The organism is Burkholderia dolosa (genome assembly GCF_902499135.1).
Taxonomy (GTDB): Bacteria; Pseudomonadota; Gammaproteobacteria; order Burkholderiales; family Burkholderiaceae; genus Burkholderia; species Burkholderia dolosa.
The window spans coordinates 44,386-59,064 of record NZ_CABVPR010000039.1 but is presented as its reverse complement, the minus strand read 5'-3'; the positions used below and the strand labels follow the sequence as shown (position 1 = coordinate 59,064).

The window sequence follows — 14,679 nt, the reverse complement described above, 5'->3', positions numbered from 1 at the left end:
CGGGCCGCTCGGCGCTAGCGGCGCGCGCGCAGCGGCCGGTGCGGGCGCCGCGCTGCGCATGCCGGCCTTCGGATCGAGGACGAACTGCACTTCGATCGGCGCATTCCAGAAATCGCGGGCCAGATCGGCGATCCGGCCCGAAAACTGGCTCTTGACCCAATCCAGCTTGAAGCGGTTCGGCGCAGCGATGGACAGCGTGTTCGCCGACGCATCGAAGGCCACCGGGGCCAAGGGTTTGATCCACGTCACGTACTGCTGGGGCGTCAATTCGCGCTCCAGCAGTGCGGAACAGTGTTGCCAGAATTCGTTCATCAAGTGACTGTCGTTTTATGCGTGCACAGCGTCTCGCCGGCGCCCTCGTCGCTGTCGCGCAACAAGGCCCGAAGCGGCGTGCGAGCGTGCTTCGGGCGCCTGCGTCGCGGTCGTGGCGAGACAGGCGAGGGCCGAAGCGGCGTGCGGGATTCTTGGAGATAAGGCGAGATTCTAACGCCAAAAGCCGCCACAGCGGGACTTATCCACAGGGTGCGATTGTGGGTCGCGGGGCCGGATCGGCGCGGCCCGGCACAGGCGAAGGACGCGTAAAGTATTGACCGTCAAGAGAAAAACGGTTTAAATAGCGGGTTCCGCGAAAACCAATCCTGTATTTCCGGCGATTGCGTTCGCCCGAAGGCCTCCGGTTAGGGCACGCGGTCCCCTGAATTTCGACATTCTCGAACAAGTGAGAGCATCATGAAACGTACCTACCAACCGTCCGTGACGCGCCGCAAGCGCACCCATGGCTTCCGTGTCCGCATGAAGACGGCAGGCGGCCGCAAGGTCATCAACGCTCGCCGCGCGAAGGGCCGCAAGCGCCTCGCCATCTAAGGCAGGTTGCGCGCTGTGTCCGCCGTCCGCAGCCCTGCGGAGGGTGCCGTCGAGCCGGGTGCGAATCCGTCGCAGACGAAAGCCGCCTTCCCGAAAGCTGCGCGACTTCTGAAAACGGATGAATTTTCATCCGTTTTTCGTTTGCGCCCGTGGCGGCGCTCCGCGCACTTCGTGATCTACGGCAAGCCGACCGGCGAGCCCGCGCGTCTGGGGCTCGTGATCGGCAAGAAGTACGCACCGCGTGCAGTCACGCGCAATCTCGTGAAGCGGCTCGCGCGCGAAGCGTTCCGGTTGCGCCGGGCGGAATTCGCCGGGTACGACCTGCTGCTGCGGCAGCACACGCGCTTCGACAAGAAGGCGTTGCCGAGCGCGGCTTCCGCCCCGCTCGCCGCGATGTGCGCGGCCGAAATCCGCGAGCTGCTCGACAAGGCAGCGCGGGAGATCGCCCGCCGTGCGTCGAAGCCCGCGTCCGAGTGACGCATCCGTCCGCGGCGCGGCGCGCGCGCCGGCCCGGCGGGTTTTGAAGCGGTGCCGAACGGCGCCGCGCAAGGTATGAAAACGGTCTTGATCGCGTTGCTGCGCTTCTACAAGGTTGCCGTGAGCCCGCTGCTCGGCAACCGTTGCCGTTTTTATCCTTCCTGTTCGGATTACGCGCGCGAAGCAATCCAGTATCATGGCGCCGCGCGCGGCACGTATCTCGCCGTCAGGCGCGTGTGCCGATGCCATCCGTTTTCCGCGGGCGGCATCGACCTCGTCCCGCCGCCCAACTCCGACACTCGCGCTCGCGGCGAAGCCGACGCGCGGTCCCATCGACTCTGAGACAACGCATGGATATCAAACGCACCGTCCTATGGGTGATCTTCTTCATGTCAGCTGTCATGCTGTACGACAACTGGCAGCGGTCCCATGGACGCCCGTCGATGTTCTTCCCGAGCGCCACGCAGACGGCGCCCGCCGCTGCCGGCGGCGCGTCGGGCACGGGCGCGACGCCGACTGCCGGCAACGTGCCGGCCGCCGCACCGGGCGCCGCGCCGACCACGACCGCACCGGCTGCGCAGGCGCAGCTCGTGAAGTTCTCGACCGACGTCTATGACGGCGAGATCGACACGCGCGGCGGCACGCTCGCGAAGCTGACGCTGAAGAAGCAAGGCGACGGCAAGCAGCCCGACCTGTACATCACGCTGTTCGACCACACGGCCGGCCACACGTACCTCGCGCGCACGGGCCTGCTCGGCGGCGATTTCCCGAACCACAACGACGTGTACACGGAAGTCGGCAACGGGCCGACGTCGCTGTCCGGCGACCAGAACACGCTGAAGCTGTCGTTCGAGTCGCCGGTGAAGGGCGGCGTGAAGGTCGTGAAGACCTACACGTTCACGCGCGGCAGCTACGTGATCGGCGTCGACACGAAGATCGAGAACGTCGGCACGACGCCCGTCACGCCGACCGTCTACATGGAACTGGTGCGCGACAACACGGCGGTCGAAACGCCGATGTTCTCGCATACGTTCCTCGGGCCGGCGGTCTATACGGACGCGAAGCACTTCCAGAAGATCAACTTCAGCGATCTCGACAAGAACAAGGCCGACTACGTGACTTCCGCCGACAACGGCTGGGTCGCGATGGTGCAGCACTATTTCGCGTCGGCGTGGATTCCGCAGCAGGGCGTGAAGCGCGACATCTACGCGGAGAAGATCGATCCGACGCTGTACCGCGTCGGCGTGAAGCAGCCGGTCGCGACGATCGCGCCGGGCCAGTCGGCCGACGTGCAGGCGCGCCTGTTCGCCGGTCCGGAAGAAGAGCGGATGCTCGAAGGCATCGCGCCGGGTCTGGAGCTCGTGAAGGACTACGGCTGGGTGACGATCATCGCGAAGCCGCTGTTCTGGCTGCTCGAGAAGATCCACGGCTTCGTCGGCAACTGGGGCTGGGCGATCGTGCTGCTGACGCTGCTGATCAAGGCCGTGTTCTTCCCGCTGTCGGCGGCGAGCTACAAGTCGATGGCGCGGATGAAGGAGATCACGCCGCGCATGCAGGCGCTGCGCGAGCGCTTCAAGAGCGATCCGCAGAAGATGAACGCCGCGCTGATGGAGCTGTACAAGACCGAGAAGGTCAATCCGTTCGGCGGCTGCTTGCCCGTCGTGATCCAGATCCCGGTGTTCATCTCGCTGTACTGGGTGCTGCTCGCGTCGGTCGAAATGCGCGGCGCGCCGTGGATTCTGTGGATCCACGACCTGTCGCAGCGCGATCCGTACTTCATCCTGCCGGTGCTGATGGCCGTGTCGATGTTCGTGCAGACGAAGCTGAACCCGACGCCGCCCGATCCCGTCCAGGCGAAGATGATGATGTTCATGCCGATCGCGTTCTCGGTGATGTTCTTCTTCTTCCCGGCCGGCCTCGTGCTGTACTACGTCGTGAACAACGTGCTGTCGATCGCGCAGCAGTACTACATCACGCGCAAGCTCGGCGGCAGCGCGAAGAAAAAGCCCGCGTGACGCGGGGCGCACGCGGGCGGCTCGCCGTTCGCGGTGCATATGTGAAAAAGCCGCATGGGTCGAACCATGCGGCTTTTTCGTTTTCGGGCCGAGCGTGGCGCTTTGCGCGCCGCGCGTGCCGATCAGGATCGCTTCGGGTCGCCGTAGAACTGCTCGATCAGCTCCTGAACGAGGTAGCGCTGATGCGGCGACAGCGACTCGATCTTCGACGCGAGTTCGATCGTCTCCTGCGTCGGCGGATACCGTTCGTCGCGCGGCAGCGGCTGCGGCGTCACGTGCTCCGTCGCGCTCGGCGAAGGTCCGTAGTGCAGCCAATGCAATTCGACGCGCAACCATTCGGCGAGCGTCTGCAGTTTGTCCGGCGTCGGAATCGTGCGGCCGGTCAGCCACTTGTGCGCGGTTTGCGGCGAAACCGGCTGCGCGCCGCGATGCCGGAGGTTGAACCGGTTCGCGAGTTCCGTCGCGCCGGAGATCTTTTCCGGGCTGCGCCGCAGGGCGAATTTCAGGCGTTCCGAGAACGCGGCTTTTTCTTCGGGTGTCGGCATGGGCGTGATTGTGCAATTCCACCGACGCATCTCAGACAACCATGTGGGATAAACGTATCTCGATCGGACGAATCCCAATCCGGCATGGGACATGGGGCGGAATTGAGGGCCGCAGCGTGGAGCCGCGTGTGTACGCATACTCGTCCGAAACGCGTGCTGCGTGATGGTGCCACGCTCGTACTGGACTTATCCCCGCCGGGATAAATTAGATCGTGTCCGTAGCAGACGTGAGCGCCGGTGGCGGGCCGGCGCTCACGCTACAATGCCGGCGTTCCTTTGTCCCGACTGTCGCGCGGGCGCACCACTTACTGTTCGACCGAACCGATTCTCATGCTCGCTACCGACTCCGATCCGATCGTCGCCATTGCCACCGCTGCCGGCCGGGGCGGCATCGGCGTCGTTCGCGTATCGTTCGGGCGCGGCGGCGAGGCGGCCGCGCTGCCGCTGATCGACGCGCTGTGCGGGCAGCGGCTCGCGCCGCGCCATGCGAGCTACGTGCCGTTTCTCGACGCGCACGGCGCACCGCTCGACCGCGGGATCGCGCTGTACTTTCCGGCGCCGCATTCGTACACCGGCGAGCACGTGCTCGAACTGCAGGGGCACGGCGGCCCGATCGTGATGCAGCTGCTGCTGCAGCGGTGCCTGGACGCGGGCCGCGGCTTCGGGCTGCGGCTCGCGGAGCCCGGCGAGTTCACGCGGCGTGCGTTTTTGAACGACAAGCTCGACCTTGCGCAGGCCGAGGCGGTTGCCGACCTGATCGAAGCGAGTACCGAAGCGGCCGCGCGCTCGGCCGGCCGTTCGCTCGACGGCGCGTTTTCGCGGCAGATCCATGCGCTCGTCGACCACGTGATCAACCTGCGGATGCTCGTCGAAGCGACGCTCGATTTCCCGGAGGAGGAGATCGACTTTCTGGAGGCTGCCGATGCGCGCGGCAAGCTCGCGAAGATCCGCGAGCAGCTCACGCACGTGCTCGGCGATGCGCGGCAGGGCGCGCTGCTGCGCGAGGGCTTGTCGGTCGTGCTGGCCGGACAGCCGAACGTCGGCAAGTCGTCGCTGCTCAATGCGCTGGCCGGCGCGGAGCTCGCGATCGTCACGCCGATCGCCGGCACGACGCGCGACAAGGTTGCCCAGACGATCCAGGTCGAAGGGATTCCGCTGCACATCATCGACACGGCCGGGTTGCGCGAGACCGACGACGAAGTGGAGCGGATCGGCATTGCGCGCACGTGGAGCGAGATCGAGCGCGCGGATGTCGTGTTGCATCTGCTCGATTCGCGTACCGGGATGACCGCCGACGACGAACGGATCGCCGCGCGGTTTCCGGCCGGCGTACCGGTCGTGCGCGTGCTGAACAAGACGGATCTGACCGGCGTGCCGGCGTGCGTCGAGCATCCTGCGGCCGAGGGCGATCTGACCGACGTGCATCTGTCGGCGAAGCGCGGCGACGGCATCGACTTGCTGCGCGCCGAACTGCTGCGGATCGCGGGATGGCAGGCGGGCGCCGAAGGCGTCTATCTCGCGCGCGAGCGGCATCTGATCGCGCTGCGCGCGGCGCAAGCGCATCTCGCGCAGGCCGCCGATCACGCGGAGCAACGCGCGCAGTCACTCGATCTGTTCGCGGAGGAACTGCGCCTCGCGCAGGAGCAGCTCAATTCGATTACCGGGGAATTTACGTCGGACGATCTGCTGGGGGTGATTTTCAGCAGGTTTTGCATCGGGAAGTAGCTCGCGATCGCGATACGGCTCGATCATCGTCCCGCGCGCATACGGCGGACTCGCTCACGACACGAACGTCGCATGCTCGTAACGGCGCTTCGTTCTGGCTACCCTCGTCGCACGTCACGCATCGTGGGCCACGACGTCAATCCCAATGCCGATGATGGTGGTAGTACCCGCCGCCGTAATACCCGCCGTCCGGCACCACGATGCACCCGCTCAACAACGCGGCCACACCGGCAATCAGCAAAAGCGTCTTCTTCATCGCGCACACCTGCATGGATTTCAAGATGAAACCCAGCATATCGAGCGCTCCGAACACGGACTGTAAGCATTCGTATCGCCGCGGCGCATTGCGTAACCGCGCATTATTCCGGTCACAATGACCGTTACGCGTGCGCGAAACCACAGACGTTTCACGCCGTGGCGACCCGGTTTCTCCCCGCTCCCTTCGCGCGATACAGCGCGGCATCAGCGACTTCGAGCAACGCATCGGGCGTCGACAGATCGCCCGGCGCGACGGTCGCACAGCCCACGCTCACGCTGACGCACGCTGTCGCGCCGGCATCGCGAGACCGAGCCGCAGCACCGCTTCGCGTGCTTGCTCCGTAACGATCCGCGCACCGTGCGCGCCGGTGTTCGGCAATACGATCGCGAATGCCTCGCCGCCGTAACGGGCGACGAGATCCGTCGGCCGTCTGACGACGCCGGCCAGCGCATTCCCGATCGCGATCAAACATGCATCGCCCTTCACGTGTCCGAACGCATCGTTGTAGGCCCCGAAGTGATCGACGACGACCATCAGCAGCGACAGCGGTTCGCGTCCGCGACGCGCCTGCAGGAACAGCGCGTGAAACCGGTCGTTGAAATGGCTGCGGTTGAACGTGCCGGTCAGCCCGTCGCGCGCGCACGAGTGAACCAGCGTCGCGTGCGCTTCGAACAGCCGCTGATACAGCGTCGTCACTTCCCACGCCAGCACGCAGACCAGCACGCCGGGCGTGAACATGCTGAATACGCGCGCGAGATACCCAGCCGACCGTGAAGCGGCTCGTGCTCGGCAGGTTCAGCGTCGTGTCGGTCAGGCACGCGAATACCGCGATCGCGAGCTATAGATCGAGCATCGTGCGCAGCCGGCCCGTGACGACGACCACTGGGAGCGCAAGCACGTTGACCGCGCGGACGACGAGCGCGACCGCGTTGATCGGCAGCGCGACCGTGTCGCCGGCCGGGCGGCACGCGGCCGGCCGCGGCGCGACCGGTGCGAGCCGATCCTGACACGCTATCGGCATGCACTCAAACGCCGAGCCCCGGACCGAAGTTGCCGGCGACCCAGCGCGTGACGGCATCGACGTCCGCGTAGTCCTGTTCGGGCAGGCCGTCGAGCATCGACAGCACTTCGTTGCTCGCGCCGGCGTCGCGTGCGGCGTCGACGATTGCATCCTTGTTCGCCGGGTAGCGGACGGTTGCGAGTATGTCGGCGATCTGCAGATCGATCGTTTCGTGCGGAATGTCGTGCGGGGAAGCAGCGGGTTTGTCGTTCACGTCGGCGTCTCGCTGGTTGACCGGAATCGGAGAAACCGCGACTGCGCAATTTGCGGGCCCGCCAGGCGGCGCGCGCGAAGCGGAAGTCGAACGGCTCAGTGCCCGCGCCTCACGCGGCGCCACGGATGCTTCCAGTCGATATGCGGCGCGTCGGCGTCGCGCGGATGCTGGCGTCGATGTTCCTGCCACAGTTCGTCGGAGAACAGCACCGCCACGATCACGAGCGGCAGCACGAGAAAAATCCCGAGTATGACTTGCTCGAACACGATAGCCTCCTTGCGGTGGCAGGAACCCTTGCTCCCATTCTAGGCTCTGAATTTCGCCTGCGTTCAACTTCTTACGGGGGCGAAATGGGCTCGATCGAGGCCGGACGAGCGCGTTTCGCCGACGCGCCGGCATTAAAAAAGGACATGAACATGCAACTTCAGAACGATGCTCACACGCTGTCGCTGCGACCGCTCGAGCGCGACGACCTGCGCTTCGTCCACGAACTGAACAACGACGCGAAGATCATGCGCTACTGGTTCGAGGAGCCGTATGAAACCTTCGCGGAGCTGTCGCAACTGTACGACCGCCACGTGCACGATCAGCGCGAGCGCCGCTTCGTCGCGATCGACGCGCAGCGCAGCCTGGTCGGCCTCGTCGAACTGATCGAGCTGGACTACATCCACCGCCGCGGCGAATTCCAGATCATCATCGCGCCGCATTGCCAGGGGCGAGGCTATGCGGGCCAGGCGACGCGTCTGGCAGTCGAGTACGCGTTCAGGGTGTTGAACCTGCGCAAGCTGTATCTGATCGTCGATACGTCGAATGCGGCCGCGATTCACGTCTACGAAAAATGCGGATTCCAGCACGAGGCCGAGTTGAAGGAAGAATTTTTCGGCAACGGCACGTATCACAATGCGTACCGGATGTGCATCTTCCAGCGCGATTATTTCGAACGCCGGCAAACGAATTGATCGCCGGATTGATGGCGGCGCGCCGATAAAGCTGAAGAAAACCGGCGCGCCGTTTTCCCGTGAAGATCACACAGGCGGCCGAATACGGGTAAATACGCACCCGCTTATATCTGGCACTTTTCTTGTTAGCGGTAAATCGGGTTTCCGCGCTGCGATAAATTCATATCGTTTCGGCCGACTTTGTGTGCAACGCATCAAAATGATCCGGATATCGGAATGGATTATCCAAACCGTTCAATTGGCACGTTGTAACTTTGCCGAAAGGCTTGCTGGATAATGCTTTGCGCGCCGTGTCGCATGTTCGAGCGCCATACAGAACGCGCGATGAACGGCAAACAGCAGACGAAAAATCGACTGCGCGCGGGGTGCGACAATTCGCCGCTATTGCGAGCGCACAATAAATGTGCTTGCTATCGCTTGCCGGTCTTCTAAAGTGAAAAACGCGGGTTCACGATCACCTTTAAACGCATAGCTAACCCAGCCTGGTGCCCGCAAGTACGGAGACGGAAACATGATGAAGCGAACCGGTGTCTTTCTCGCCCTCGTCGGCGCATTTGCGGCGGTATCGATTGCTTACGCGGGCGGCGATTCGGCCGTCAAGCCGAAGCAGGAAATCCAGTTGACGAAGAATGCATGGGGCTGTCTGTCGAAGGACAATCTGGACTCCGTGCTGAGTCACGAGCGCGACGGCAAGGCGCAGGCGAAGCAGCAATACTTCGACGACTATCGCTGCCTGTCGGTGCCGGAAGGCCAGCGCTTCCGCGTGGTGTCGGTCGAACAGGGCGACGTGCAGTTCGTCAGCGCCGACAACAGCGACCAGCAGGGCCTCTGGACCGATTCGCGCTTCATCAAGCAGTAACGCGCACCGTCGCCACGCGCGCGTGCCGGCCTGACGAGGCCGGCGGCGCGCGATCGACGCGGCCCGGCCGATGCCGGGCCGTTGCGCTGTGGGCGGCGCTTCACGCAGGCGGCGCGGCCCGCATTCGGTATCATCACGGCCCGACCGAACCGAATGCCCGCCCGGGCCGCATCCGCATGGCGCTGAAATCCACGATCTACAAAGCCGAACTGCAAATCGCCGACATGGATCGGCATTACTACGCCGATCACGCGCTGACGGTCGCACGTCATCCGTCGGAAACCGACGATCGGATGATGGTGCGCATCGTCGCGTTCGCGCTGTTCGCGCACGAGCGGCTCGAGTTCTGCAAAGGGCTGTCGGACGTCGACGAGCCCGATCTGTGGCAGAAGGACCTGACCGGCGCGATCGACGCATGGATCGAGGTCGGCCAGCCCGACGAGCGGCGTATCTCGAAGGCGGCCGGCCGTGCCGCGCAGGTCACGGTGATCGCGTACGGCGGCAAGACGTCGGATATCTGGTGGCAGGGCGTGCGCAGCAAGGTCGAGCGGCTGCGCAACGTGCAGGTGCTGTCGCTCGCCGACGGCGTCGCGGTCGCGCTCGGCCAACTCGCCGAGCGCACGATGCGGCTGCAGTGCACGGTGCAGGACGGTGCCGCATGGGTGTCGAGTGCCGACCACGATCCGGTCGCGGTCGAATGGACGGTGCTGAAGGCGCGCGCGGACGCGTGACGCGGGGCCGCGCGCGCCGGCCGCGCCGCGCCGCGCTTAGCCGACGACGGCCGGCGGCCCCTTGAACTCGAGCATGTTCCCCTCCGGATCGAACAGATAGATCGACGGTCCGTAGCCGCCGGCGCCGTAGCGTTCGACGGGCGCACCCGGCTGCGCGCCATGCGCGGCGAAATGCGCGATCAGCGCGTGCGGATCGAACGGCTCGACGCGCAGGCACAGATGATCGAGATTGCGTCCGACACCGGGCGGGCCGCTGTCCGGGCGATCGATCTTCGCGCCGACCGCGAGCAGATCGATCAGCGCATCGCCGGCGCGCAGCTGCACGAGGCCCAGATCGGGCTGCTCCTTCTCGACGTGACAGCCGACGGCATCGCAGTAGAAGCGCGTCATCGCAGCCATGTCGGTCACGCGGAGCACGACATGGTCGATTCCGCGGATGGTCGGTTTCATGGACGCACCCTCCTTCGGCAAGCAGGTGCGTCGAGTGTAGAACGCGCGCCGCGCTCGCGGGAACGCGCCGCGACCGACGGACGAAAAAAAGCCCGTTCACGCAGAGCGGAACGGGCTTAATCCATATCAGGAGGAGACATGGAGGAGACAGGTCCAACTATACACATGCAGATGGTGCGACGCAATATATCGTGTGTAAAAAAACGTCAGAACGGCGTTTTGTCGCAGCCGCACTGCAGCAAAATCGTGACGGAGCGATGACGCGCGATGCGTGCGCGCAACGGCCGCGCGGGATTTTGCGGTTTTCCCGGCGTGCTGGCAGCGTATCGGCGCGCCGGCCGCGAATCACAGAGCAAGATTCAGCGCGCGGCCGTCTGTGCCGAAGCCTAGAGTAGGCTCCGTCTACACTTGAGAGTGCGAGGTTCAGATGAAAACCGCCTATCCGACCGACGATGCCCGCTGGGGCGCCGTGACCGCCCGCGATCCGCATGCGGACGGCGCGTTCTTCTATGCCGTGCGCACGACCGGCGTGTTCTGTCGCCCGACCTGCTCGTCGCGGCTGCCGCGGCGCGAGCACGTGTCGTTCTTCGCCGACGCGGCCGCCGCGCGCGCGGCCGGGTTCCGCCCGTGCAAGCGCTGTCAGCCGGAAGGCCTGCCGCGCGAACTCGAGATCGTCAATCGTGCGTGCGCGGTGCTCGACGCTCGCGCGGAGCGGATGACGCTCGAGCAGTTGAGCGACGCCGTGCACGTGAGCCCGTTTCACCTTCAACGCCTGTTCAAGCGGGTGGTCGGCGTGTCGCCGCGGCAGTACCAGGCCGCGCAGCGCGGCGCCGCGCTGCGCGACGCGCTGCAAAGCGGCCAGCCGGTCACGCGCGCGGCCGTCGACGCCGGCTTCAACTCGCCGTCGCGGCTCTATGCGTCGGTGCCGCGCGAGCTCGGGATGGCGCCGTCCGCGTTTCGGCGCCAGGGCGCCGGGCTTCGAATCGACTACACGACGGCATCGACGTCGCTCGGCACGGTGCTCGTCGCCGCGACCGAGCAGGGAATCTGCCGGATCGCGTTCGGCGACGACGCGGCGTCGCTCGTCGACGAACTGAAGCACGCGTTCGCGCGTGCGGAGCTGGTCGAAGCGGCCGCGCGGCTCGCGCCGTTCGTCGCGCAGATCCGCGCATATCTGGACGGCTCTCGGCATGCGTTCGACCTGCCGCTCGACATCGCGCCGACCGCGTTCCAGCAGCGTGTATGGGAGGCGCTCACGCATATCCCGTACGGCGAAACGCGCAGCTATTCGGAGATTGCCGAGGCGCTCGGCTCGCCGCACGCGGTACGGGCCGTCGCGTCCGCGTGCGCGTCGAACCCGGTCGCGCTCGCGATCCCGTGTCACCGTGTCGTGCAAAAGGGCGGCGCGCTCGCCGGCTATCGCTGGGGCGTGCGCCGCAAGGCGACGCTGCTGGCAGCCGAAGCGCGCCATGCGCGCGACGATCAAAACGAAACCGTTGCGGAGGGCAGCGAAGCTTGAGCATCGAAACAGCGACGATTACGTCGATCGCGAACGGCGGCCTCGTGCCGCCGTCCGCGCAACTGGAACTGCGCTTCAAGGCGCCGTACGACTGGGCGCGCGTGCTGCGCTTCTTCAGCGGGCGCGCGATTCCGGGCGTCGAGCAGGTCGCGGACGGCGCGTATCGCCGTATCGTCGATCTGCACGGCGAAGCGGGCCGGCTGACCGTCACGCGGCATCCGCGCCGGCATTGCCTGATCGCGACGGTCGAAGGGGCGGCCGCACGTCATGTCGACGATGCGTTCGCCGCGCGCGTCGCGTCGATGTTCGACCTCGGTGCCGATCCGGCCGCGATCGGCGGCGGGCTCGCACGCGATCCGTGGTTCGCGCCGCTCGTCGCGGCGGCGCCGGGGCTGCGCGTGCCGGGCGCATGGTCGGGATTCGAGCTGGCGGTACGTGCGATCGTCGGCCAGCAGGTGAGCGTGAAGGCGGCGACGACCATCGTCGGCCGCCTCGTCGAACGGGCCGGGGAGCGCGTGATGCACGACGACGAAGGCGCGCCCGCCTGGCGTTTCCCGACGCCCGACGCGCTTGCCGCATGCGATCTCGCGAAGATCGGCATGCCGGGCAAGCGCGCATCCGCGCTGACCGGCATGGCGCGCGCGGTGGCGGCCGGCGACGTGCCGGTCGACTGCGCGCACGCCGATCTCGCGACGCTGCGCGGCACGTGGCTCGAGCTGCCCGGCATCGGGCCGTGGACGGTCGAATACATCGCGATGCGCGCGTGGCGCGACCCGGACGCGTGGCCGGCCTCCGATCTCGTGCTGATGCAGTCGATCGCCGCGCGCGATCCGTCGCTCGACCGGCTCGCGAGCCAGAAACGCCGCACGGAAACGTGGCGACCGTGGCGCGCGTATGCGGCGCTGCATTTGTGGAACGACGTCGCGGACCGCGCGGGCGCCGCGCGCGGCGGCTGAGTCGTCGCGTCGCCCCCCGCACGTTCCTCCAGACGATTTCGCCGCGCGGGCGCCGTTTTCGACGCTCGCGCAAACGTGCGTCGCCACGACGCGGGGAGCGGCTGCCGGCGTGTCGGCAGCGTGCAAGCGCCGCGCGCGGCCGGGTCAAGCGCGTGTGTCGGCGAGATGTTAAAGTGCCCGCTACCAACGAAGCGACCAACAATCCAGTCGGCCGCGCGCGGCGTTTCGCGCGCGGCCGTCCCGCACTTGCGCCTCCATGTCGAACACCATGACTCACCGCCAGTCCGAACTGCTGCTGAATCGCCTCGATGCGTTGAGCTCGGGCCCGACGCGGCAGCATCTGCCCGACGGCCTGCGCGGCATCGAAAAGGAAAGCCTGCGCGTGACGCGCGACGGGATGATCGCGTTCACGCCGCATCCGCGCGCGCTGGGGGCGGCACTCACGCACCCGTCGCTGACGACCGACTACTCGGAAGCGCTGATCGAACTGATCACGCCCGCGGAACGCGATGCGGCGATCACGCTCGAGCGCCTCGACGATCTGCATCGCTACGTGTATGCGTCGCTCGGCGACGAGATGCTGTGGAACGAGTCGATGCCCGGCCTGCTGCCGGCCGACGACGAGATTCCGATCGCGAACTACGGCACGTCGAACATCGGCCGCCTGAAGACGGTGTACCGGCGCGGCCTCGCGTACCGCTACGGCCGCACGATGCAGTGCATCGCCGGCATCCACTACAACTACTCGCTGCACGAGGAAGTGTGGCGGCGCCTGCATGCGGACGAGCGGTCGACCGCCACGCTGGTCGACTATCAGTCGGAGCGCTATCTCGCGCTGATCCGCAATTTCCGCCGCCGCAGCTGGCTGCTGATGTACCTGTTCGGCGCGTCGCCGGCGCTCGACGCGAGGTTCCTGCGCGGCAAGCCGCATCGGCTCGACGCGTTCGACGCGGATACGCTGTACCGGCCGTACGCGACGAGCCTGCGGATGAGCGATCTCGGCTACTCGAACACGACCGCGCAGGCGGCGCTGCACGTCGACTACAACACGCTGCCCGGTTATCTCGACGCGCTGTCGAAGGCGGTGAGCGAGCCGTATCCGCCGTACGAGGCGATCGGCACGCATCGCGACGGCGAGTGGATCCAGATCAACACGAACGTGCTGCAGATCGAGAACGAGTTCTACTCGACGATCCGGCCGAAGCGCATCACGTATTCGGGCGAGCGGCCGCTGCATGCGCTCGCGTCGCGCGGCGTGCAGTACATCGAGGTGCGCTGCCTCGACATCGATCCGTTCGAGCCGACCGGCATCGCGCTCGGCACCGCGCGCTTCATCGATGCGTTCCTGCTCGCGTGTGCGCTCGACGACAGTCCGGCGCTCGACTGCGACGCGTACAAGGAAGCGAACGCGAACTTCGCGAGCGTGACGATGGAAGGCCGCAAGCCGGGGCTCACGCTGACGCGCGACGGGCGGCCGATCACGCTGCAGGCGTGGGCGGACGAGCTGATGGCCGACATCGAAACGGTCGGCCGTCGCCTCGACGAGATCCGCGGCGGCGACGAGCATGCGCGGACGATTGCCGCGCAGCGCGAGAAGCTCGCCGATCCGGAGCGCACGCCGTCCGCGCGCGTGCTGCGCACGATGCGCGAGAACGGGCAGTCGTTCCTCGCGTTCGGGCTCGCGCAGAGCGAAGCGCATGCCGCGCATTTCCGTGCGAATCCGCCGTCTGCCGACACGCTGCGCGCCGAGCGCGCGCTCGCCGAGAAGTCGCTCGCCGAGCAGGCGGAACTGGAGGCGAAGGAAGCCGGCTCGTTCGATGCGTTCGTCGCCGCGTATCGCGCGTATACGCTGAACCGCTTCAGCGTCTGATCGTTGCGCCGGCGCGTGCGTACGGCGCGCGCTTTGCGGATGCGCGTGGCCGGCGAGGCGAGTGCACGCTTTGCGGCCGGCCATGCGTGCAGTGTGCGGCCGACGCGTCACGGCCAAACGCGTGCCGACCGCGCCTTCTCCGGTATGCCGCAGCGCGCGCGACGCATCGCGCACGC

General features: G+C 66.4%; 17 protein-coding genes and 1 pseudogene. 11 read left to right on the top strand and 7 right to left on the bottom strand.

Annotated features, from left to right (window positions below; all coding sequences use genetic code 11):
• Positions 1–312: DnaA N-terminal domain-containing protein (locus BUB20358_RS18105; protein ID WP_302477259.1), on the bottom strand; the 312-nt coding region annotated here is incomplete at its 3' end.
• A 417-nt stretch (positions 313–729) separates the two neighbouring features.
• Between BUB20358_RS18105 and rpmH the strand changes: the two genes are divergently transcribed.
• From rpmH to yidC, 4 genes are all read left to right on the top strand, one after another.
• Positions 730–864 (top strand): 50S ribosomal protein L34, encoded by a 135-nt coding sequence (gene rpmH, locus BUB20358_RS18100; RefSeq protein ID WP_004198824.1) that lies wholly within the window; start codon positions 730–732, stop codon positions 862–864.
• Between the two features lie 15 nt (positions 865–879).
• Complete coding sequence (rnpA, locus tag BUB20358_RS18095; protein ID WP_035971493.1) at positions 880–1,341, top strand: ribonuclease P protein component; 462 nt, start codon at positions 880–882, stop codon at positions 1,339–1,341.
• 75 nt (positions 1,342–1,416) lie between these two features.
• Positions 1,417–1,683 carry a membrane protein insertion efficiency factor YidD gene (yidD, locus tag BUB20358_RS18090; RefSeq protein ID WP_035971494.1) on the top strand — a complete coding sequence of 89 codons (267 nt, stop codon included), beginning with the start codon at positions 1,417–1,419 and terminating at the stop codon, positions 1,681–1,683.
• Between the two features lie 8 nt (positions 1,684–1,691).
• Positions 1,692–3,356, top strand: coding sequence for a membrane protein insertase YidC (gene yidC, locus BUB20358_RS18085; RefSeq protein ID WP_006763046.1), 1,665 nt, complete (start codon positions 1,692–1,694; stop codon positions 3,354–3,356).
• Between the two features lie 122 nt (positions 3,357–3,478).
• Here yidC and BUB20358_RS18080 read toward each other — a convergent pair whose 3' ends face one another.
• Entirely contained in the window at positions 3,479–3,901 is a 423-nt protein-coding gene (locus tag BUB20358_RS18080) for a helix-turn-helix domain-containing protein (RefSeq protein ID WP_035971496.1), read from the bottom strand.
• 330 nt (positions 3,902–4,231) lie between these two features.
• Here BUB20358_RS18080 and mnmE point away from each other — a divergent pair, with 330 nt between their 5' ends.
• A complete protein-coding gene (gene mnmE / locus BUB20358_RS18075; RefSeq protein WP_035971497.1) occupies positions 4,232–5,626 on the top strand; it encodes a tRNA uridine-5-carboxymethylaminomethyl(34) synthesis GTPase MnmE in 1,395 nt (464 codons plus the stop codon).
• A 136-nt stretch (positions 5,627–5,762) separates the two neighbouring features.
• Here the strand turns inward: mnmE and BUB20358_RS18070 are convergent, their stop codons facing one another.
• The 4 genes and pseudogenes from BUB20358_RS18070 to BUB20358_RS18055 all read right to left on the bottom strand — a co-directional run bounded on the left by BUB20358_RS18070 (position 5,763) and on the right by BUB20358_RS18055 (position 7,425).
• Complete coding sequence (locus BUB20358_RS18070; protein ID WP_158380487.1) at positions 5,763–5,921, bottom strand: hypothetical protein; 159 nt, start codon at positions 5,919–5,921, stop codon at positions 5,763–5,765.
• A gap of 112 nt (positions 5,922–6,033) precedes the next feature.
• Positions 6,034–6,831: pseudogene (locus tag BUB20358_RS18065) on the bottom strand (GGDEF domain-containing protein); the annotation flags it as partial.
• 79 nt (positions 6,832–6,910) lie between these two features.
• Positions 6,911–7,159 carry a DUF2795 domain-containing protein gene (locus BUB20358_RS18060; protein ID WP_006763049.1) on the bottom strand — a complete coding sequence of 83 codons (249 nt, stop codon included), beginning with the start codon at positions 7,157–7,159 and terminating at the stop codon, positions 6,911–6,913.
• Positions 7,160–7,254: 95 nt separating this feature from the next.
• Positions 7,255–7,425, bottom strand: a complete 171-nt coding sequence (locus tag BUB20358_RS18055) for a hypothetical protein (protein ID WP_006763050.1) — start codon at positions 7,423–7,425, stop codon at positions 7,255–7,257.
• Positions 7,426–7,575: 150 nt separating this feature from the next.
• On the opposite strand from BUB20358_RS18055, the gene speG reads away from it, so the two are divergent.
• The 3 genes from speG to BUB20358_RS18040 all read left to right on the top strand — a co-directional run bounded on the left by speG (position 7,576) and on the right by BUB20358_RS18040 (position 9,708).
• Entirely contained in the window at positions 7,576–8,118 is a 543-nt protein-coding gene (speG, locus tag BUB20358_RS18050; RefSeq protein ID WP_035973229.1) for a spermidine N1-acetyltransferase, read from the top strand.
• Between the two features lie 511 nt (positions 8,119–8,629).
• Positions 8,630–8,977: a surface attachment protein Sap1 gene (gene sap1 / locus BUB20358_RS18045; RefSeq protein ID WP_035971498.1), complete on the top strand. Its 348-nt coding sequence runs from the start codon at positions 8,630–8,632 to the stop codon at positions 8,975–8,977.
• Between the two features lie 176 nt (positions 8,978–9,153).
• On the top strand, positions 9,154–9,708 hold the full coding sequence (locus BUB20358_RS18040; protein ID WP_035971499.1) for a YaeQ family protein: 555 nt from the start codon (positions 9,154–9,156) through the stop codon (positions 9,706–9,708).
• Positions 9,709–9,744: 36 nt separating this feature from the next.
• On the opposite strand, the gene BUB20358_RS18035 is transcribed toward BUB20358_RS18040, so the two are convergent.
• On the bottom strand, positions 9,745–10,158 hold the full coding sequence (locus BUB20358_RS18035) for a VOC family protein (protein WP_035971500.1): 414 nt from the start codon (positions 10,156–10,158) through the stop codon (positions 9,745–9,747).
• A 427-nt stretch (positions 10,159–10,585) separates the two neighbouring features.
• Here BUB20358_RS18035 and ada point away from each other — a divergent pair, with 427 nt between their 5' ends.
• The 3 genes from ada to gshA all read left to right on the top strand — a co-directional run bounded on the left by ada (position 10,586) and on the right by gshA (position 14,503).
• A complete protein-coding gene (ada, locus tag BUB20358_RS18030) occupies positions 10,586–11,677 on the top strand; it encodes a bifunctional DNA-binding transcriptional regulator/O6-methylguanine-DNA methyltransferase Ada (protein WP_006763054.1) in 1,092 nt (363 codons plus the stop codon).
• The gene (locus BUB20358_RS18025; RefSeq protein ID WP_035971501.1) at positions 11,674–12,633 is read left to right on the top strand and encodes a DNA-3-methyladenine glycosylase family protein; all 960 of its coding nucleotides are present in this window, start codon (positions 11,674–11,676) and stop codon (positions 12,631–12,633) included. Before ada ends, BUB20358_RS18025 begins: the two co-directional genes overlap by 4 nt.
• A 256-nt stretch (positions 12,634–12,889) precedes the next feature.
• Entirely contained in the window at positions 12,890–14,503 is a 1,614-nt protein-coding gene (gshA, locus tag BUB20358_RS18020; RefSeq protein WP_006763056.1) for a glutamate--cysteine ligase, read from the top strand.
• The last annotated feature ends 176 nt before the right edge of the window (positions 14,504–14,679 follow it).